Origin of the sequence: Rhizobium sp. YAF28 (assembly GCF_052113285.1) — a bacterium.
Lineage (GTDB): Bacteria > Pseudomonadota > Alphaproteobacteria > Rhizobiales > Rhizobiaceae > Rhizobium.
On record NZ_JBFRCX010000009.1, the window covers coordinates 326,899 to 347,013 of the forward strand.

At 61.0% G+C, this 20,115-nt stretch carries 19 protein-coding genes; 17 read left to right on the top strand and 2 right to left on the bottom strand.

Going from position 1 to position 20,115, the window contains the following annotated elements:
- Positions 1-102 precede the first annotated feature (102 nt).
- From AB4Z13_RS22075 to AB4Z13_RS22090, 4 genes are all read left to right on the top strand, one after another.
- Entirely contained in the window at positions 103-1,290 is a 1,188-nt protein-coding gene (locus tag AB4Z13_RS22075; protein WP_442206823.1) for an acyl-CoA dehydrogenase, read from the top strand.
- A 96-nt stretch (positions 1,291-1,386) separates the two neighbouring features.
- Positions 1,387-1,845: a DUF4126 family protein gene (locus AB4Z13_RS22080; RefSeq protein ID WP_113321460.1), complete on the top strand. Its 459-nt coding sequence runs from the start codon at positions 1,387-1,389 to the stop codon at positions 1,843-1,845.
- A complete protein-coding gene (locus AB4Z13_RS22085; protein WP_442206824.1) occupies positions 1,845-3,206 on the top strand; it encodes an FAD-containing oxidoreductase in 1,362 nt (453 codons plus the stop codon). The genes AB4Z13_RS22080 and AB4Z13_RS22085 overlap by 1 nt, the downstream gene beginning before the upstream one ends.
- A 32-nt stretch (positions 3,207-3,238) precedes the next feature.
- The gene (locus AB4Z13_RS22090) at positions 3,239-3,808 is read left to right on the top strand and encodes a DedA family protein (protein WP_442206825.1); all 570 of its coding nucleotides are present in this window, start codon (positions 3,239-3,241) and stop codon (positions 3,806-3,808) included.
- Positions 3,809-3,814: 6 nt separating this feature from the next.
- Here AB4Z13_RS22090 and AB4Z13_RS22095 read toward each other — a convergent pair whose 3' ends face one another.
- Positions 3,815-4,858, bottom strand: coding sequence for an NAD(P)-dependent alcohol dehydrogenase (locus AB4Z13_RS22095; protein WP_442206826.1), 1,044 nt, complete (start codon positions 4,856-4,858; stop codon positions 3,815-3,817).
- Between the two features lie 204 nt (positions 4,859-5,062).
- On the opposite strand from AB4Z13_RS22095, the gene AB4Z13_RS22100 reads away from it, so the two are divergent.
- The 9 genes from AB4Z13_RS22100 (at position 5,063) to AB4Z13_RS22140 (ending at position 14,770) form a co-directional block, all read left to right on the top strand.
- Entirely contained in the window at positions 5,063-5,299 is a 237-nt protein-coding gene (locus AB4Z13_RS22100; RefSeq protein WP_442206827.1) for a hypothetical protein, read from the top strand.
- A gap of 75 nt (positions 5,300-5,374) precedes the next feature.
- A complete protein-coding gene (locus AB4Z13_RS22105) occupies positions 5,375-5,737 on the top strand; it encodes a copper resistance CopC family protein (protein WP_113321486.1) in 363 nt (120 codons plus the stop codon).
- Between the two features lie 384 nt (positions 5,738-6,121).
- Positions 6,122-6,211, top strand: coding sequence for a K(+)-transporting ATPase subunit F (locus tag AB4Z13_RS22110; RefSeq protein WP_016556800.1), 90 nt, complete (start codon positions 6,122-6,124; stop codon positions 6,209-6,211).
- A 52-nt stretch (positions 6,212-6,263) separates the two neighbouring features.
- Positions 6,264-7,967 carry a potassium-transporting ATPase subunit KdpA gene (gene kdpA, locus AB4Z13_RS22115; RefSeq protein ID WP_442206828.1) on the top strand — a complete coding sequence of 568 codons (1,704 nt, stop codon included), beginning with the start codon at positions 6,264-6,266 and terminating at the stop codon, positions 7,965-7,967.
- Positions 7,968-8,177: 210 nt separating this feature from the next.
- The gene (kdpB, locus tag AB4Z13_RS22120; protein WP_310382528.1) at positions 8,178-10,238 is read left to right on the top strand and encodes a potassium-transporting ATPase subunit KdpB; all 2,061 of its coding nucleotides are present in this window, start codon (positions 8,178-8,180) and stop codon (positions 10,236-10,238) included.
- Positions 10,239-10,250: 12 nt separating this feature from the next.
- Positions 10,251-10,820 (top strand): potassium-transporting ATPase subunit KdpC, encoded by a 570-nt coding sequence (kdpC, locus tag AB4Z13_RS22125; protein WP_113321468.1) that lies wholly within the window; start codon positions 10,251-10,253, stop codon positions 10,818-10,820.
- Positions 10,821-10,884: 64 nt separating this feature from the next.
- Positions 10,885-13,596, top strand: coding sequence for a DUF4118 domain-containing protein (locus AB4Z13_RS22130; protein ID WP_442206829.1), 2,712 nt, complete (start codon positions 10,885-10,887; stop codon positions 13,594-13,596).
- Positions 13,593-14,285 carry a response regulator transcription factor gene (locus tag AB4Z13_RS22135; protein WP_007820889.1) on the top strand — a complete coding sequence of 231 codons (693 nt, stop codon included), beginning with the start codon at positions 13,593-13,595 and terminating at the stop codon, positions 14,283-14,285. Before AB4Z13_RS22130 ends, AB4Z13_RS22135 begins: the two co-directional genes overlap by 4 nt.
- 29 nt (positions 14,286-14,314) lie before the next feature.
- A complete protein-coding gene (locus AB4Z13_RS22140) occupies positions 14,315-14,770 on the top strand; it encodes a PTS sugar transporter subunit IIA (RefSeq protein ID WP_442206830.1) in 456 nt (151 codons plus the stop codon).
- Positions 14,771-14,856: 86 nt separating this feature from the next.
- On the opposite strand, the gene AB4Z13_RS22145 is transcribed toward AB4Z13_RS22140, so the two are convergent.
- Complete coding sequence (locus AB4Z13_RS22145) at positions 14,857-15,891, bottom strand: porin (protein WP_113321471.1); 1,035 nt, start codon at positions 15,889-15,891, stop codon at positions 14,857-14,859.
- Between the two features lie 355 nt (positions 15,892-16,246).
- On the opposite strand from AB4Z13_RS22145, the gene AB4Z13_RS22150 reads away from it, so the two are divergent.
- Genes AB4Z13_RS22150 through AB4Z13_RS22165 form a run of 4 tightly spaced genes read left to right on the top strand, consistent with a single transcriptional unit; the run spans position 16,247 to position 20,066 of the window.
- Positions 16,247-17,272, top strand: a complete 1,026-nt coding sequence (locus tag AB4Z13_RS22150; protein WP_113321472.1) for a sulfate ABC transporter substrate-binding protein — start codon at positions 16,247-16,249, stop codon at positions 17,270-17,272.
- A gap of 8 nt (positions 17,273-17,280) precedes the next feature.
- Positions 17,281-18,138: a sulfate ABC transporter permease subunit CysT gene (gene cysT / locus AB4Z13_RS22155; protein ID WP_025668786.1), complete on the top strand. Its 858-nt coding sequence runs from the start codon at positions 17,281-17,283 to the stop codon at positions 18,136-18,138.
- The gene (cysW, locus tag AB4Z13_RS22160) at positions 18,128-19,015 is read left to right on the top strand and encodes a sulfate ABC transporter permease subunit CysW (RefSeq protein WP_439017749.1); all 888 of its coding nucleotides are present in this window, start codon (positions 18,128-18,130) and stop codon (positions 19,013-19,015) included. Before cysT ends, cysW begins: the two co-directional genes overlap by 11 nt.
- 10 nt (positions 19,016-19,025) lie before the next feature.
- Positions 19,026-20,066 (top strand): sulfate/molybdate ABC transporter ATP-binding protein, encoded by a 1,041-nt coding sequence (locus AB4Z13_RS22165; RefSeq protein ID WP_442206831.1) that lies wholly within the window; start codon positions 19,026-19,028, stop codon positions 20,064-20,066.
- Positions 20,067-20,115: the final 49 nt, after the last annotated feature.

Below are 20,115 nucleotides of genomic sequence, written 5' to 3' on the forward strand. Positions count from 1 at the left end.
CGCGACGCCAGCCTTGTTGACGCCGCAAACGGACCGGTCTATGCGACCTTAAATCAGATGTGCCTGAACAATGGCCCCTGAACGGTGGTGAGGAGACTGGACATGCAGCATACGCGCGAGGTTTTCGATTGGGCCGATCCCTTCCGGCTCGTGGAGCAACTGACCGACGAGGAGCGCATGGTGCAGGAGACCGCCCATGCCTATGCACAGGAAAAGCTCGGCCCCCGTGTCCTCGAAGCCTTCCGCAACGAGAAGACCGATCCGGAAATATTCCGGGAGATGGGCGAACTCGGCCTTCTCGGACCCACGATCGATCCGGAATATGGCGGCGCTGGCCTCGGCTACGTCGCTTACGGCCTGATTGCCCGCGAAGTGGAACGGGTCGACAGCGGTTACCGTTCGATGATGAGCGTGCAGTCCTCGCTGGTCATGGTGCCGATCGACGCCTTCGGCTCCGACGAGCAGAAGAAGAAATATCTGCCGAAACTTGCGACCGGCGAATGGATCGGATGTTTTGGCCTGACCGAGCCCAATCACGGCTCCGATCCGGGCTCCATGGCGACGCGGGCAAAGAAGGTTGACGGCGGTTATAGCTTGACGGGCTCCAAGACCTGGATCTCGAACGCGCCGATTGCCGATGTCTTCGTCGTCTGGGCAAAGACCGAGGATGGCCTCATCCGCGGTTTCATCCTGGAAAAAGGCTGGAAGGGTCTCTCAGCCCCGAAGATCCAGGGCAAGGTTGGGCTTCGTGCCTCGATCACAGGCGAAGTCGTCATGGACAATGTCTTCATGCCGGAAGAGAATCTGCTACCCGACGTCAGCGGCCTCAAAGGACCTTTCACCTGCCTCAACTCCGCTCGCTTCGGCATCGCCTGGGGCGCGCTGGGTGCAGCTGAAGCCTGTTATGCGACGGCCCGGCAATATACGCTGGACCGCCAGCAGTTCGGCCGGCCGCTCGCCGCCAACCAGCTCATCCAGAAGAAGCTTGCCGATATGGCAACCGAAATCTCGCTCGGGCTTCAGGGATGTTTGCGTCTTGGCCGCATGAAGGAAGAAGGTCATCCGCCCGTCGAACTGACGTCGATCCTCAAGCGCAATTCCTGCGGCAAGGCACTGGAGATTGCTCGTGCAGCCCGCGACATGCTGGGCGGCAATGGCATTTCCGACGAGTTCGGCGTCGCTCGCCACCTCGTCAATCTCGAAGTGGTCAACACCTACGAGGGAACGCATGACATTCATGCGCTTATTCTCGGTCGTGCGATCACAGGCATTGCCGCCTTCTCCAACTAATTCAGTCGCGCGCGAGGCGAATTGCAACCTTGACAACAATGTGCAAACCTCCCCTTGCCGCGGCAGAGAGGCCTGCGGTGCAAGGGGGATTTGCATATGTTTCTGCTGCTCGCACTTCTGATCGGCGTCATTGCCGGTCTTCGCGCCATGACCGCACCTGCCGCCATCGCCTGGGGCGCGGCACTCGGCTGGTTCGATATCTCTCAGACGCCGCTTGCCTTCATGGGCTACCAGTGGACACCGTGGATATTCACGGCGCTTGCCATCATTGAGCTCATCACCGACCAGTTACCCTCCACCCCCTCGCGCAAGGTGCCGATCCAGTTCGCCACCCGCATCATCGTCGGCGCGCTGTGCGGTGCCGTCATCGGCGCCGCAAGCAGTCTGCTCTTCGCCGGCCTGATCGCCGGCATCATCGGCGCGGTCATCGGCACGCTCGGCGGTGCAGCCGCCCGCGGCAAGCTCGCAGCCTCCTTCGGCCAGGATCGTCCGGCGGCCCTGATCGAGGATGCCGTTGCCGTCATCGGCGCCATTATCATCGCGTGGGCAGTCTGATGAAGAGCTTCGACGCGATCGTCATCGGCGCCGGCCAGGCCGGCCCATTCCTCGCCGCCCGCATGGCGGAAACGGGCATGAAGGTGGCGCTGATCGAGCGCAAGTTCCTCGGCGGCACCTGCGTCAATGCAGGCTGCATGCCGACGAAGACACTGGTAGCAAGCGCCCGCGCTGCCCATGTGGCGCGGCGTGGCGCCGATTACGGCGTGCAGATCCCGGGCGAAATCGCAATCGACATGAAGACCGTGCGCCATCGCGCAGAGACGATCATAATGGATGCGCGCAACGGTTTAAGCGGCTGGTTCGGTGGCATGAAGACTATGACAGTCATCTACGGCCATGCCCGCTTCACAGGCCAGAAAGAAGTCGTCGTCAACGGCGAGACGCTGACGGCACCGAAGATTTTCCTCAATGTCGGCGCCCGCCCGACGATCCCCGATATGCCGGGCCTTGCCGATATCGATTATCTGACCAGCACCGGCATCATCCATCTCGACAGCCTGCCGAAGCATCTCGCCATTATCGGCGGCAGCTATATCGGCCTGGAATTCGCACAGATGTACCGGCGCTTCGGTACGGCGGTGACGGTGATCGAGCGCGGCCCGAAACTCGCCTCCCGCGAGGACGAGGATATTTCCGATGCGATCGCCGAAATCCTGAGATCCGAGGGCATAAAGATCCATACCGACGTCAAGGACATCCGCTTTGCCAAGGGCGCCGATGGTGTGACCGTCACAGCCGACTCCGAAACGATCGAGGCAAGCCATGTGCTTGTCGCCATCGGCCGGACGCCGAATACCGACGACCTCGGCCTCGATGCCGCGGGTGTGGCCACCGACAAGCGCGGCTTCATTACCGTCGACGACCGGTTGGCCACCAATGTCGAAGGCATATGGGCGCTCGGGGACTGCAACGGCCACGGCGCCTTCACCCATACGTCGTACAATGACTTCGAGATCGCAGCCGCCAATCTGCTCGACGGTGGCGACCGCAAAGTTTCGAGCCGCATTCTGGCCTATGCCCTCTATATCGATCCGCCGCTTGGCCGCGTCGGCATGACGGAAAAGCAGGCACGCGCCTCAGGCCGCAGGATCATGGTCTCGACGCGGCCGATGAGCAGGGTCGGCCGCGCCAATGAGCGCGGCGAAACCAAGGGCTTCATGAAGGTGGTCGCAGATGCCGAGACCAAGGAAATCCTGGGTGCAGCCATTCTCGGCATCGAAGGCGACGAGGCAATCCACGGCTTCATCGATGCCATGAATGCCGGCACGACCTATCCGGTGCTGCGGTGGTCCGTGCCGATACACCCGACCGTTTCGGAATTGATCCCGACGCTGCTGGGTGATTTGAAGGCGATCTGATCCCGAAGATCGCAATCAGCCGGAGACCGTCATTGAATATCGAACTGCTGATCGAAAATTACGGCCTCCCGGCAATCTTTCTCGGCACCGCCTTTGAGGGTGAAACTGCCGCCTTTCTCGGCGGCGTCATCGCGCATCGCGACCTTTTGACCTATTGGGCCGCCTCAATGGCCGCCTCGGCGGGATCATTCGCCGGAGATCAGGTGTGGTTCTTTGCCGGCCGCTATGCCGCCCAATGGAGTTTCGTTCGCCGCGTGATGGAGACGCCGGCGCTCGCACGGGTCACGCAGCTTCTCGAAAAATATCCGACCGGCTTCATTTTTGCGTTCCGCTTTCTGGTGGGATTGCGGACGATCAGCCCGATCGTCATCGGCACGACGCATATATCGACGCAGAGGTTCCTCGTGCTCAACCTTCTGGCGGCGCTCATCTGGGGCCAGCTTTTCACGGCACTCGGCTATGCCTTTGGGCACGGGATTCACCAGATATTCGGTCGCCTGCCGCTGCATCATCATCTGCTGATCGCACTCGGCGCCGCGGCCCTCATCGCGGGCGCGGCGCTGGTGCTTCGCAAGAGGAAATTTGGGATCAAGTACCCGTAAAGGGCCTTAGTCCATGACGATCTGCAGCTTGACATCCGTCGGACGCGCCTCGACCGCGCGGTCAAAGGCCTTGATCGAATCCTCGAAGGTGAAGGTCTCTGATATCAACGGCTTAAGGTCGACACGACCCGATCCGAGAAGGGCGATCGAGCGCTCATACTGATGGGCGTAGCGGAACACCGTCTCGATGCGGATTTCCTTGGTGGAGGCCGTCGAGACGTCAAAGCCGACCGGGTTGACCGGCAGCCCGACGGCGACGATGACGCCGCCCGGGCGCGGAAGCGCCATGATCGTCTCCCAGGCCTTCGGTGAGCCCGAGCATTCGAAGACCACATCCGCACCCCAGCCATCGGTCAGTCGGCTGACTTCCTCGGCGAGGTTTTTTTCGCGGATATTGACCGGGATAACGCCCTGGTACTGTGCAGCAATATCGAGCTTCGGCTGGGCGAGGTCGGCAACGATCGCGCGGGCGCAGCCGCCGGCAAGAGCAGCAATCGCAACCATGGTGCCGATCGGGCCGGCACCGAGGACGACGGCCGTGTCGCCGGGTGCAATCTTCGCCTTGGTGGCTGCCTGCATGCCGACCGCGAAAGGCTCGACCATCGCGCCTTCGGCGAAGCTGACATTGTCGGGCAGCTTGAACGTATAATTGGCCGGGTGCACGACCTCAGGCGTCAGGACGCCATGGATCGGCGGCGTCGCCCAGAAGGCAACGGCCGGATCGACATTGTACATGCCGAGCCGGCTTGCCTTGGAATTAGGATCGGGAATGCCGGGTTCCATGCAGACGCGATCGCCGACTTTCAGATGAGTCACGCCGGCGCCGACCTCGACCACAGTGCCTGCCGCCTCATGGCCGAGCACCATCGGCTCGTTGACGATGAAGGGGCCGATCTTGCCATGCGTATAATAGTGCACGTCGGAGCCGCAGACACCCACGGTATGGATCTTGATCTTCACCTGCCCAGGCCCTGTCTCCAGAGGCAGATCGATATCGCGAAGCGCAAGCTCATGCTGGCGCTCCAGTACCAGCGCACGGACTTTGGTCATGATCGGTTTCCTTCCCTATGGCTCCCGCGATTCATGGGGCGCCGTTGCGGCGACTATAAGACCGCAAGGCTCAGCAATTCAATCATCTCCATCAGGCTTTTGCTCATTATGTGACGAAATGCTCACATGATTATCACCCGAAAGATAAGCTCGCACTAGACATCCGTATGATTCCGGAAAGACCCGGCGAGGACTACATTTACCATGAAGGACCACGACAAAGTGGAAAGGAGTAAAGCGATGACGCACGACAACGATAATGTCGGCAGAAACCTGTCTTCCAACTCGCAGATCACGCGACAGCTCCGCGAATTCTGGCACAACCTGGTGGACGAGACCGTTGCTGCACTCCAGCAAGGCCGCCAGCCGCAGCCACTGCTGCAGCCAGTGCGAGTTATTGCACGGGCGCGGGATCGAAATCGCCCTCCGCAGCGTTATTAAGCATGCGACGGCATGGCGCGGCGGGTGCATGACGCTCCCGACACCATGCGGATCGGCAATGTAAGGAAGACCGTCATGAAATCGATTGTGTCATTCTGCCTGTTCGCATCTCTTCTCTTTGCCGCAAACGAGGCGTCTGCGGCGATCGAAGAAGCATCGCTTCCGCCGCCGCAGCAGGAAGAAAAGCTGGTGCCGGCCAATCTCGAGCTCACCTTCACCGGCCCTGTCGATCTCGCCCGCTCAACCGCCACCCTTCTCGATGCCCAGGGCCTGACATTGCCGACCGGCAAGCCGTTTCTTTCGGGACCGGAAGGCTCCGTCTTCAAGGTCCCGCTCGATCCGTCCATGGCGCCTGGCGTCTATACGCTCAACTGGCGCGTACTCTCGATGGACGGCCACAGTGCTGAGGGCCACTACCAGTTCCGGGTCGATCCCTGAACCTTCCGATATCAAGCTGTTCGAAATAGCGCCGTTCCGTCCGGGCACGGCGTTTTTTGTCTTTCCGGCCGCATAAGCACGTTTTGACCGCATAAAGGCATTTATAAGATTTTTATATTGATGCCCCCGATGCAATCTCGAACCTTTATGCACTTCGGCCGCATATTAATGTCCGAGAGATCGCAAAGATCATCTCCACGCCAGAAAGCATAAAAGGTGTCGCTTCCACTGAGCCGGCGCCCTTTGTCTTGTCTGACTCCAAGAATAACAAACCGGAGTCAAGATCGATGATGGATATAATTCTACTCGGCACTGCAATCGTATTTTTCGGACTTTGCTTTGCCTATACGCGCGCCTGCGACAGGCTTTGACAGGAGAGAACAGATGACCCTCGATTATATCTTGAGCGGTGCCGTGACCGTGTTTCTCACCGTCTACCTCACCTACGCTCTCATCCGCCCAGAACGTTTCTGAAAGAGCCGGTGCTTCTCATCCAGAAGCAGCCAGGTACTGAAAGTTTCCTCCCATGACCCTCAACGGATGGCTTCAGATCTTGCTTTATTGCGGGATCGTCCTCGTGCTCGTCAAACCGCTCGGCGGTTACATGACGCGTGTCTTCAGCGGCGAGCACACATTACTCTCACCGGTCCTCGTTCCGATCGAACGAGGACTTTACACCGTTGCCGGCACCAGCGAACGCGAAGACCAGCACTGGACCTCCTATGCCTTCGCCATGCTGATGTTCAACCTGATGGGCGTCATCGTGCTTTATGCACTGATGCGCCTGCAGGGCGTGCTGCCTTATAACCCAGCGGGCATGGCTGCCGTGCCTGAGCAGCTTTCGTTCAATACCGCCGTCAGCTTCGTCTCCAATACCAATTGGCAGAATTACGGTGGCGAAAGCACCATGTCCTATCTGACACAGATGATGGGCTTCACCGTCCAGAACTTCGTGTCGGCTGCGACAGGCATGGCGATTGCCGTTGCCTTCATCCGCGCCTTCTCGCGCGCATCGGGCAAGGCGATCGGCAATTTCTGGGTCGATATGATCCGCGCCACGCTCTACATTCTGCTGCCGATCTGCATCGTGCTGACGCTCGCCTATGTCTGGCTCGGCGTGCCGCAGACGCTCGGCCCCTATGTCGATGCGACAACGCTCGAAGGCGCCAAGCAGACGATCGCCGTCGGCCCCGTCGCCTCGCAGCTTGCCATCAAGATGCTCGGCACCAATGGCGGCGGTTTCTTCAATGCCAACTCCGCCCATCCCTTCGAGAACCCCGACAATATCTCGAACATGATCCAGATGGTGTCGATCTTTGCGATCGGCGCAGCCTTCACCAACGTCTTCGGCCGCATGGTCGGCAACCAGCGCCAGGGCTGGGCGATCCTCGCCTCCATGGGCCTGCTCTTCATCGTCGGCGTCGGCATCACCTACTGGGCGGAAGCTGCCGGCAACCCGCTAATGCATGCCTTCGGTCTGCAGGGCGGCAACATGGAAGGCAAGGAAGTCCGCTTCGGTGTCGCCATGTCCTCGCTGTTTGCGGTCATCACCACGGCCGCCTCCTGTGGCGCGGTCAACGCCATGCATGGCAGCTTCACGGCGCTCGGCGGCCTGATCCCGCTGATCAACATGCAGCTCGGCGAAGTCATCGTCGGCGGTGTGGGTGCCGGCTTCTACGGCATCCTGATGTTCATCATCGTCGCCGTCTTCGTGGCAGGCCTCATGGTCGGCCGCACGCCGGAATATCTCGGCAAGAAGATCGAGGCGAAGGAGATGAAGATGGCCGTTCTCGCCATTCTTTGCCTGCCGCTTGCGATGCTGGTCTTCACCGCGATCGCAACAGTGCTTCCGAGCGCCGTCGCCTCGATCGGCACCGCCGGCCCGCATGGCTTCTCCGAAATCCTCTATGCCTATACGTCGGCTGCGGCCAACAACGGCTCGGCTTTCGGCGGTCTGACGGGCAATACGCCCTGGTACAACGTGACGCTCGGCATCGGCATGCTGATGGGTCGCTTCCTGGTCATCGTCCCGGCGCTTGCGATCGCAGGCTCACTGATCACCAAGAAGACGGTTCCAGCCTCGGTAGGCACCTTCCCGACTGACGGTCCGCTCTTCGTCGGTCTGCTCGTCGGCACCATCCTGATCGTCGGCGGCCTGACTTTCTTCCCGGCGCTGGCCCTTGGCCCTGTTGTCGAGCACCTGGTCATGGTCGCCGGTCAGACCTTCTGAGGTGATGCGATGATCCTCCGTCACAGGCTCCGCAAAGCCTTCAATTCACGTCCCGGTACGCCGGGACGTGAACGTGAGCGACTGGCACGGGGCACCGACATCATCCTGGTGATGATGGCAGGCCTGCTCGTCATCGTCTGCGCAATCAGAATTTTACAGGGCTGACCGGCCATCCGGTTCGCCATCCTCGTTTCAAAGCTGGAGTCTCTTATGAGCCAGGCAAAATCCGCGAGCATCATGGATTCTCGCATTCTCATTCCGGCCGTGGGTGCTGCTTTCACCAAGCTCAACCCCCGCGCGCTTGCCAAAAACCCGGTCATGTTCGTCGTGGCTACGGTCTCGGCGCTGACCACCGTTCTGTTCCTACGCGACCTCGTCTCAGGCAACGGCAATCTCGCCTTCTCCTTCCAGATCAACCTCTGGCTCTGGTTCACTGTGCTCTTTGCCAACTTCGCCGAGGCCGTCGCAGAAGGCCGTGGCAAGGCGCAGGCCGACTCGCTGCGCAAGGCCCGTACCGAAACCCAGGCCAAGCTGCTAACCGCCAACAATGGTACCGGCTATCGCATGGTGCCTGGCACGAGCCTGAAGGTCGGCGACCTCGTCCTCGTCGAGGCCGGCGATATCATCCCCTCGGACGGCGAAGTCGTCGAAGGTGTCGCCTCCGTCAACGAAGCGGCCATAACAGGCGAGTCCGCCCCTGTTATCCGTGAATCCGGCGGCGACCGCTCGGCCGTGACAGGCGGCACGCAGGTTCTTTCCGACTGGATCCGCGTCCGCATCACCGCGGCGGCCGGCTCCACCTTCATCGACCGCATGATCGCGCTCGTCGAAGGCGCCGAACGCCAGAAGACGCCAAACGAAATCGCCCTCAATATCCTGCTTGCAGGCATGACGCTGATCTTCGTTCTCGCCACGGCAACGATCCCGAGTTTTGCTGCCTATGCCGGCGGTTCGATCCCGATCATCGTGCTCGTCGCACTCTTCGTCACGCTGATCCCGACCACCATCGGCGCCCTGCTGTCGGCAATCGGCATCGCCGGCATGGACCGTCTCGTCCGCTTCAACGTGCTCGCCATGTCCGGCCGCGCCGTCGAAGCGGCCGGTGACGTCGACACGCTGCTGCTCGACAAGACCGGCACGATCACCCTCGGCAACCGCCAGGCCACCAGCTTCCGCCCGGTCCGCGGCATCTCAGAGCAGGATCTCGCCGATGCGGCCCAGCTTGCCTCGCTTGCCGACGAAACGCCTGAGGGACGCTCCATCGTCGTGCTCGCCAAGGAGAAATATGCAATCCGCGGCCGCGACATGGTGAGCCTGAAGGCCAGCTTCGTGCCCTTCACTGCCCAGACCCGCATGAGCGGTGTCGACCTTGACGGTTCGTCGATCCGAAAGGGTGCCGTCGATGCGGTGCTGGCTTACGTCAATGGCGATGCCTCCTCGAAGAATGGCGCTGAAGTCGTCCGCGAATTGCAGTCGATATCAGATGAGGTTTCCAAGGCCGGCGGCACACCGCTTGCTGTTGCCCGCGACGGCAAGCTGCTTGGCGTCATTCAACTCAAGGACATCGTCAAGGGCGGCATCCGCGAGCGCTTCACAGAGCTTCGCCGCATGGGCATCCGTACCGTGATGATCACCGGCGATAATCCGCTGACGGCGGCTGCCATCGCAGCAGAAGCCGGTGTCGACGACTTCCTCGCTCAGGCAACGCCTGAAATGAAACTGGCGCTGATGCGCGAGGAACAGGCCAAGGGCAAGCTGGTCGCCATGTGTGGTGACGGCACCAACGACGCCCCTGCGCTTGCCCAGGCAGATGTCGGCGTCGCCATGAACACCGGCACGGTCGCAGCCCGCGAAGCCGGCAACATGGTCGACCTCGATAGCGACCCGACGAAGCTCATCGAGATCGTCGAAATCGGCAAGCAGCTGCTGATGACCCGCGGTGCGCTGACGACCTTCTCGATCGCCAACGACATCGCCAAGTACTTCGCCATCATTCCCGCGATGTTCCTGACCTTCTACCCGCAGCTCGGCGTGCTCAACATCATGGGTCTCGCTACGCCGCAGAGCGCCATCCTGTCGGCGATCATCTTCAACGCGCTGATCATCATCGCGCTGATCCCGCTGTCGCTAAAGGGTGTCCGCTACCGCCCGATCGGTGCCGGTGCGCTGCTCTCCCGCAACCTGCTCATCTACGGCCTCGGCGGCATCATCGTCCCCTTCATCGGCATCAAGGCGATCGACATCGTCATCACCGCCGTCGGCCTCGCCTAAGGAGTAAAGTCCATGTTGAAAGAACTTCGCCCGGCAATCGTCATGATCGTTGCCACCACGGCCATCACCGGCCTCCTCTATCCGCTCGCCATGACGGGTGCCGCTCAGGCCATCTTCCCCTTCCAGGCAAATGGCAGCCTTGTTGAAAAGGACGGAAAGGTTATTGGCTCCACGCTGATCGGCCAGGCCTTTACCAGCGACAAGTATTTCCACGGCCGCCCGTCTGCCGCGGGTGACGGCTACAATGCCGCTGCATCCTCCGGCTCCAACCTCGGCCCAACCAGCCAGAAGCTGATCGACCGCGTGAAAGGCGACTATGATGCGGCCAAGGCAGCCAACCCGAATGCCGAGGTTCCAGCCGACCTCGTCACCGCCTCGGGCAGCGGCCTCGACCCGCATATTTCGCCGGATGCCGCCTATTTCCAGGTGCCGCGTGTCGCCAAAGCCCGCGGTGTCGATGAAGCCAAGGTCAAGGCGCTGGTCGATGCGGCTGTCACAGGCCGCGAACTCGGCCTGCTCGGCGAGCCGACCGTCAATGTTCTGGCGTTGAACCAGAGCCTTGATGCTTCTATGACTCAGTAAAGGTTGAGAGCCCCGGAGCGCGACAAGCGGGCCGGGGCTTGCTCGTGAAGAAAGACCGAACCGCATGCCAGACGACAACCGCGACCAGGCCGGCAGGCCCTCTCCCGATGCGCTTCTCGAAAAGGCTCGGGCGGAGTCGCGCGGGCGCCTGAAGATCTTCCTGGGCGCTGCACCCGGCGTCGGCAAGACCTATGAGATGCTGGTCTCGGGCCATGCCAAGATGGCCGATGGCCTCGACGTGGTGATCGGTGTCGTCGAAACCCATGGCCGCAAGGAGACCGAGGCGCTGCTTGCCGGTTTCGAGATCGTTCCGCGTATGAAGATCGCGTATCGCGGCCAGTCGCTCGAAGAGATGGATCTCGATGCCATTCTCGCCCGCAAGCCCGATCTCGTTCTCGTCGACGAGCTCGCCCATACCAATGCCGAGGGCAGCCGCCATCCGAAGCGCTATCTCGATGTCAAGGAACTGCTCGACCGCGGCATCGATGTCTATTCGACGCTGAACATCCAGCATGTGGAGAGCCTGAACGACGTCGTTTCGCAGATCACCCGCATCCGGGTGCGCGAAACCGTGCCGGACTCTGTGATCGACATGGCTGATGATATCGAGATCATCGACCTGACACCCGACGACCTCATCAAGCGTCTTCACGATGGCAAGGTCTATGTGGCAAAGACCGCCGAGCGCGCGCTGACCAATTATTTCACGCCCGGCAACCTGACGGCGCTGCGCGAACTCGCCCTGCGCAAGACCGCCCAGCGCGTCGACGACCAGTTGCTGACCCATATGCAGGCGCATGCGATTTCCGGCCCGTGGGCCGCCGGCGAACGCGTGCTGGTGTCGATCGACGAGCATCCCCGCTCTGCCTCGCTCGTCCGCTATGCCTCGCGCATGGCCTCGCGCCTACGTGGCCCCTGGGCCGCCGTCTATATCGAAACCAATCGCTCCATCAATCTTTCGGAAACGCAGCGAGACACGATCGCAGCCACCTTGCGGCTTGCCGAACAGCTCGGCGGTGAAGCAATCACCATTCCCGGTCGCGAAGTGGCGGAAGAGCTGGTGCGGCACGCCACCGCCAACAACGTCACCCACATCGTCATCGGCGCCCCGAAGAAGCCGGCCTGGCGCGAGGGGTGGTGGAACCGTTCGACGACCGACGAGCTGATCCGGCGGGCCGGCGATATCAGCGTTCATGTCATTTCCGGAAACGAGAAAGACACGGCTTCGCAGCGCGGCGTCAAGGCGGCTCCGAGCGCGCCGACACTCAATTTCAGGGCCTATATCCTCTCGACAGCCTATGTCGCCGTTGCGCTGGCCGTCGGTGTGGTGCTCGACCAGGTTCTCGACGTACGCAATCTGGCGCTCGTCTTCCTAATGGCGGTGCTGACATCCGCGGTCATCCATGGCTTGAGGCCGGCGCTCTATACCTGTATCGTCAGTGCCCTCTCCTTCAACTTCTTCTTCCTGCCACCGCGCTATACCCTGACGATCAGCGATCCTGAAAGCGTGCTGGCGCTCTTCTTCTTCCTCGGCGTCGCCGTTATCGCCTCAAATCTCACGGCGACGGTGCAGCGGCAGGCGGTCGCCGCCCGGCAGAGGGCGCGAACGACCGAAGACCTCTATCTCTTTTCCAAGAAGCTCGCCGGCACCGGCACGCTCGATGACGTTCTCTGGGCAACCGCCTTCCAGATCGCCTCGATGCTTAAGGTGCGCGTTGTTCTGCTTCTGCCGGAGAACAATTCCATCGCGGTCAAGGCCGGTTATCCGCCTGACGATACGCTCGACGACGCCGATATTGCCGCCGCCCGCTGGGCATGGGAGCATAATCATGCGGCCGGGCGGGGTGCCGATACTCTGCCCGGTGCCAAGCGCCTCTATGTACCGCTGCGCACCGGCCGCACCGCCGTCGGCGTCATCGGGCTGGACAGCGACCGCCGCGACGGCCCGCTGCTGACGCCCGAGCAGCAGCGTCTTCTGGACGCTCTTGCGGACCAGGCGGCACTCGCCATCGAGCGCGTTCAGCTCGTCGCCGATGTCGACCGCGCCAAGCTTGCGGCGGAAGCTGACCGTCTGCGGTCAGCCCTGCTGACTTCGATCTCGCATGATCTGAAGACGCCGCTTGCGGCGATCCTCGGCGCGTCCGGCACACTGCGCGACTATTTCGATTCCATGCCGGCGGAGGACCGCACCGACCTTCTGTCGACCGTCGTCGATGAATCCGAGCGCCTCAACCGCTTCATCGCAAACCTGCTCGACATGACGAAAATCGAATCCGGTGCTATGGAACCGAATTATGCACTGCACTATACCGGCGATATCGCCGGCAGTGCCTTGCGCCGCGCCACCAAGATCCTCGACCATCACAGGACGGAGATGACGATCGCTGCCGACCTGCCCATGGTTCGCGTCGATCCTGTTCTCTTCGAACAGGTCCTCTTCAATCTGCTCGACAATGCCGCCAAATACGCGCCCGAGGGTTCCGTCATCCGCATCGAGGGTTGGGCGGATGCCGATAATGTCGTCGTACAGGTCTCCGACGAAGGCCCGGGCATTCCCCCTGCAGACCTTACCCGTGTCTTCGACACCTTCTACCGCGTGCGCAAGGGCGATCAGGTACGCGCCGGCACCGGCCTTGGCCTCTCCATATGCCGGGGCTTCATCGAGGCGATGGGCGGGACGATCACCGCCGGCAACCGGACCGACCGGTCCGGCGCTGTATTCACCATCCGCCTCCCCAAACCGAATGACATTCCCAAACTGGATGAACTCAAATGACCGGTTCAGCCGTCAAGATTCTCGTCGTCGACGACGAGCCCCCGATCCGCAAGCTCTTACGCGTCGGCCTCACCGCGCAGGGCTATGAAGTGCATGAAGCGCCGAATGCCGGTGCGGCTCGTCAGTCCGTCAAGGACGACCAGCCCGATCTCATCGTGCTCGATCTCGGCCTTCCCGACATGCCGGGCCATGACCTTTTGCAGGAATGGCGCGAGGATGGGCTCACCATGCCTGTCGTCATCCTGTCGAGCCGCACCGACGAGGCCGGCATCGTCAAGGCGCTGGAAAGCGGTGCCGACGACTATGTAACCAAGCCCTTCGGCGTCAACGAACTCGGTGCCCGTATCCGCGTGGCGCTGCGCCACCGGCTCCAGCAGCAGGGCGAAAAGGCGATCTTTCAGACGGGCGGTCTGTCGATCGATCTCGTCAAGCGCATCGTCAAGGTCGACGGCAGGGAGATCAAGCTGTCGCCGAAGGAATACGACATCCTGCGCGTACTCGCCCAGCATGCCGGCAAGGTGCTGACACATCAATTTCTTCTGAAACAGGTATGGGGGCCGGCGGCGGACGTGCAGTATCTGCGCGTCTATGTGCGCCAGCTGCGGCAAAAGGTCGAGCAGATTCCCGACCAGCCACACTATATCACCACCGAGACCGGCGTCGGCTATCGGCTCCGTGAACCTGACTGATACCTGCCGAAAACAGCATCGAGAATGAAATGAACCTCTCTAATATCATCCGGCCGGAGCACACCTTCATCGGCCTGTCGGTGACGACCAAGTGGCGCGCGCTGCAGGCGATTTCCGAAAAGGCCGGCAACGCCTTCGGCATTGACGGCCAAACCGTGCTGAAAGCGCTCGAATCGCGGGAGAAGCTCGGCTCCACCGGCATCGGCAACGGCATCGCCGTTCCACATGCGGCGATCGACGGCATGACGAGCCCGCGCGGTCTCTTGATCCGCTTCGCCCAGCCGCTGGATTTCGATGCGATCGACGATATCCCGACGGACATCGCCTTCGTACTGCTCTTCGGGGAAAATAATCGCGGGGAATATCTGAACGTGCTTGCCGCTATCGCCCGCAGGCTTCAATCGGAAGGCGTCCTGGCGGCCATGCGCAAGGCCAGAAGTGCCGATGAATTCTACTCGGATTTCATCGCGGATTCACGCGTGTAGGAGAAAATCCCCTCTCGACCTTCTCCCCGCCGTAGCGGGGGGAAGGCAAATCGAGAACAAGGGGCCTCTTCGGCCCCTTTTTATTATTAGAAGTCGCGCTGGAGACGCAGGAAGCCGAAGGTTTCGTCGTCGCCGTCTTCTTCGTCGTGGTACTGAAGGCTGAGCTTGCTGCGCAGATTTTCAACGATCTGGTAGTCGACGGTCACGCCGGTCGTGTAGGCGCTGCCGCCACTGAAGCCCTTGCCGTCGGCATCGAGATCGATCTTGTCGAAGTACTGGAAGGCCGGGGTAACGGCCCACTTGTCGGTGAGCTTCACCTTGTACTCGGCAGCGATCGTCCATTCGGACTCTTCGTAGTAGTAGTTGGCGCCGCTAGCCCAGATGCCAGCGAGGCCGAGGGTGCCGGGGCCGATGTCGGCATACAAGATTGCGCGGATGGCGCCTTCTTCGTTGTCGGAATCGTAGCTACCGAGCAGGTAGCCGCTGAATGCGCCGCTCTTGAAGGAAACCTGGGATGCAACGCCGAAGTTGTTCGGACCTTCGCCCGGCTTTTCGGCATAGGCTTCTTCAAGTTCATCGATTGAGATACCGGCCGCGAAGTTGTCGGTCTCGTACTGATAGCGGATCGAGTTGTGGGTCGTCTCGTTGCTCGAGAGCGTGTCCGTCTCACCGCTCAGATCGTCATCCCACCAGCTGTACTGCTTACCAACACGGAAGCCGGCGATATCAATGTAGCCTTCGTCGAGCGTAGTGGTCTGGTTGGTGGCGTTGTCAGCGTTGGTACGCAGCGTGATAACGCCCGTGAGCGTGCCGTACTCGGTGTCGTTCTTGGTCTGGAAGGTGACCTGACCACGGGTAACGGCATCCCAGTCGGAGTCGTTCGGGTTGGTTGCGGAGGCGCCGGCGTTTTGGCCAAAGTTAGCCTGGAAACGGATGTAACCGCTAATCTGAAGGCAGGTTTCGGTGCCCGGGATGTAGAAGTAGCCAGTCCCGTAGGCGTCGCAAACGCGAACATATTCTACGGGCTCCGGCTCGGCTGCGACGATAGCGTCGGCTGCATGTGCTCCGGAAACCGCTGCAAGGGCGGCGACAGAGCCAAGAAGGATAGTTTTAATAGACATCAGAAAGACCTTTTACGGTTTGAAAGAGGCGAGCAGTGCTTCAAGGACACCCCCACCATCGGTCGCCGAATCCCAACGACCGGAAATCCATGTAGGCACTCGAAAACGTCAGTGCTGCAAAAGATGACTAAAAATCGACACACCAATGCCACTTTCAGGATCGAACTGTGGCAGAAAAATCACGACTGTGGCGTGGCGCCTTAATTGGCCGCGGCCAACTGACAGCACGTCCCATTCGCAATCACGCGCTGAAAATGGGATGGCTTTCTAAGGTTGGTCCCCGGAACCGGAACAATCTTCGTTTCATTATACGACCTAGTTGATAGAGTTTAGCGCATAACCACGGAGGGTTCCCATGCAGACTTTAAGGCTCACCCGGCTCATCGCGGCCGCGGTCATGGCAGGCAGCTTTGCGATCGGCAGCGTCGCACCGGCCTTCGCCGACCAGACGCTTCTGAACGTGTCCTATGATCCGACACGCGAATTGTATAAGGATTTCAACGCCGCCTTCGCCGCAAAGTGGAAAGCCGACACCGGCGAAGCCGTAACGATCCAGGCCTCTCATGGTGGTTCCGGCGCCCAGGCGCGCTCGGTCATCGACGGCCTTGATGCCGACGTCGTGACCCTCGCTCTCGAAGGCGATATCAACGCGATCGCCAAGGCGACGGGGAAGATCCCGGCTGACTGGAAGACCAAGTTCCCGAACAATTCGACCCCCTACACTTCGACGATCGTCTTCCTCGTGCGCAAGGGCAACCCGAAGGGCATCAAGGATTGGAGTGATCTGATCAAGGACGACGTGCAGGTCATTACGCCGAACCCGAAGACCTCCGGCGGCGCCCGCTGGAACTTCCTTGCGGCCTGGGCATGGGCCAAGCAGGCGAACGGCGGCGACGAAGCCAAGGCGCAGGATTATGTGACCAAACTCCTGCAGCACGTTCCGGTTCTCGACAGCGGCGCACGTGGCGCTACGACCACCTTCGTCCAGCGCGGCCTCGGCGATGTCCTGCTTGCCTGGGAAAACGAAGCCTATCTCTCGCTCGAGGAACTCGGCCCCGACCAGTTCGAGATCGTGACCCCCGCCTTCTCGATTCGCGCCGATCCGCCTGTCGCAATCGTCGATGGCAACGTCGACAAGAAGGGCACCCGCAAGGTCGCGGAAGCCTATCTGAACTACCTTTATTCGGATGAAGGCCAGAAGATCGCGGCAAAGCATTATTACCGCCCGATCAAGCCGGAAGCAGCCGATCCGGCTGATATTGCCCGCTTCCCGAAGCTGACGCTCGCCACGATTGACGACTTCGGCGGCTGGAAGGATGCACAGCCGAAATTCTTCGGCGACGGCGGCGTATTTGACCAGATCTACAAGCCTGCCCAATAATAGGTCTTATGAGCGCACATAACCCCACACGGTGGCGGTTCAAGCGGCCGAGCGTCATTCCGGGTTTCGGACTGGCGCTCGGCCTTACCTTGATCTGGCTTACCCTCATCGTCCTTATCCCGCTGTCCGGCCTTGCCTGGCGGTCGAGCACACTCGGCTGGGAGAAGTTCTTCGGCATTGCATTCGACCAGCGAACGCTGAGCGCGCTGCGCATCAGCTTCGGCTGCGCCTTCATCGCCGCCTGTCTCAATGTCGTCTTTGGCGTCATCCTTGCCTGGGTCCTGGTTCGCTACCGGTTCCCCGGCAAACGCATTATCGACGCCATGGTGGACCTGCCCTTCGCCCTGCCGACGGCTGTCGCCGGCATCGCACTGACAACCCTCTATGCTCCGAACGGCTGGGTCGGGCAGTTCCTGACGCCACTCGGCATCAAGATCGCCTTCACACCGGCCGGTATCGTCGTCGCCCTCATCTTCGTCGGCCTGCCCTTCATCGTGCGAACGGTCCAGCCGGTTATGGAAGAGATCGACAAGGAAGTGGAGGAGGCTGCCGCCACGCTCGGTGCCAATCGTTTCCAGACAATCGCACGCGTGCTGCTGCCGGGCCTTGCACCCGCAGTACTGACGGGCTTCGCCCTTGCCTTCGCCCGTGCCGTCGGTGAATACGGCTCGGTCATCTTCATTGCCGGCAACCTGCCATTCAAATCGGAGATCGCCCCGCTGCTGATCGTCATCAAGCTCGAAGAGTATAATTACGCGGCCGCAACGGGTATTGCTGCTATAATGCTGATCATCTCCTTTACGATGCTGCTCGTCATCAATCTCATCCAGAGCTGGAGCAGGCGGAGGTACGGTTATGGCGTCTGATTCCGTCGCAATCACCTCGACGGCCGGGGCGCACAAGGTTCATTCGGCCGTTACCGAAAGCAAGGTCGCCCGCATCGTGCTGGTCGTCATCTCGCTGCTCTTCCTGCTCCTGATCCTGTTTCTGCCGCTCGCAGCCGTCTTCGTCGAGGCCTTCCGCAAGGGTGTCGGTTCATTTTTCACAGCCCTTCAGGATGCTGAAACCTTCTCGGCCATCCGCCTGACGCTGATCGTCGCCGGCGTCAGTGTGCCACTGAACCTCGCCTTCGGCGTTGCCGCCGCCTGGGCGATCGCCAAGTTCGAGTTCAAGGGCAAGGCGTTCCTGACCACACTGATCGACCTGCCCTTCTCGGTCTCGCCGGTCATTTCAGGCCTCGTCTTCGTGCTGCTCTTCGGCGCCAACACCTGGCTAGGCCAGTGGCTGAGCACCAACGATATCAAGATCCTGTTTGCGGCGCCGGGGCTGATCCTCGCCACCATGTTCGTCACTTTTCCCTTCGTTGCGCGGGAGCTCATTCCGCTCATGCAGGAACAGGGAACGCAGGATGAGGAAGCGGCCCTTTCGCTCGGCGCAAGCGGCTGGCAAGCCTTCTGGCACGTCACGCTGCCGAATATCAAATGGGGCCTGCTCTACGGCGTGCTGCTGTGCAATGCCCGCGCTATGGGTGAGTTCGGCGCCGTGTCGGTCGTATCGGGCCATATTCGCGGGCAGACCAATACGATGCCGTTGCAGGTGGAAATCCTCTACAACGAGTATAATTTCACCGGGGCCTTTGCGGTCGCTTCGCTTCTGGCCTTGCTTGCCCTCGTCACACTTGTTTTGAAGACGCTGCTGGAAATGCGCTATAGCGCCGAAATCGCCGCCAGCCGGCGGCACTGAAGGAATTAGAATGGAAGTACGCGTCCAAAACATACGCAAGGAATTCGACCGCTTTCCGGCGCTGCACGATGTCTCGCTCGATATCCGCTCAGGTGAATTGATCGCATTGCTCGGCCCCTCCGGCTCCGGCAAGACCACGCTTCTGCGCCTTATCGCCGGCCTTGAAAGCCCGACCGAGGGCCAGATCTTCTTCGGCGAAGAGGATGCGTCGAGGAAGACAGTCCAGCAGCGCAATATCGGCTTCGTGTTCCAGCACTATGCGCTTTTCCGCCATATGACAGTGCTCGACAACGTCTCCTTCGGCCTGAAGGTGCGCAGTGCGTCGCGCCGTCCGCCGAAAGCGGAAATCCGCAAGCGAGCGCTGGAACTGCTCGACCTCGTACAGCTTTCGGGTCTTGAAAAGCGCTATCCGGCGCAGCTTTCCGGCGGCCAGCGCCAGCGCGTGGCCCTTGCCCGCGCCATGGCGGTCGAGCCGAACGTCCTGCTGCTCGACGAGCCCTTCGGCGCGCTCGATGCGCAAGTGCGTAAGGACCTACGCAAATGGCTACGCGAAATCCATGACCGCACCGGCCACACCACCGTCTTCGTCACCCACGATCAGGATGAGGCGATGGAGCTTGCCGACCGCGTCGTCGTCATGAGCCAGGGTGCAATCGAGCAGGTCGGCACGCCGGACCAGGTCTATGACAGCCCCAACTCACCCTTCGTCTACGGCTTCGTCGGCCAGTCGAACTGCCTGCAGGTGGAGGTCGCCGGCGGCGATATCCACTTCGAGGGTCGCTCGCTCGGCCTCAATGCCGAGAGCGAGGCCGATGGTGCTGCGCAGCTCTATTTCCGCCCGCACGATGTCCGGCTCTGCGAATCCGCCGAGAACTGCATCGCCGGCCAACCAGTCGCCAGCCGGCGCGTCGCAGGTACCCGCCATATCGAACTCGACATCGGCAAGGACCGCCCGCATATCGAGATCGAGCTTCCGCCGAGCGAAGCCGACAGGCTCGACCGGTCCCGCGTCGCCTTCAAGCCGACACGCTGGAAGCTTTTCCGGAATTGATATCACCGGTTCCCGCCAGAATCGTATTTCGGCGGGAACCCTTTGTTAT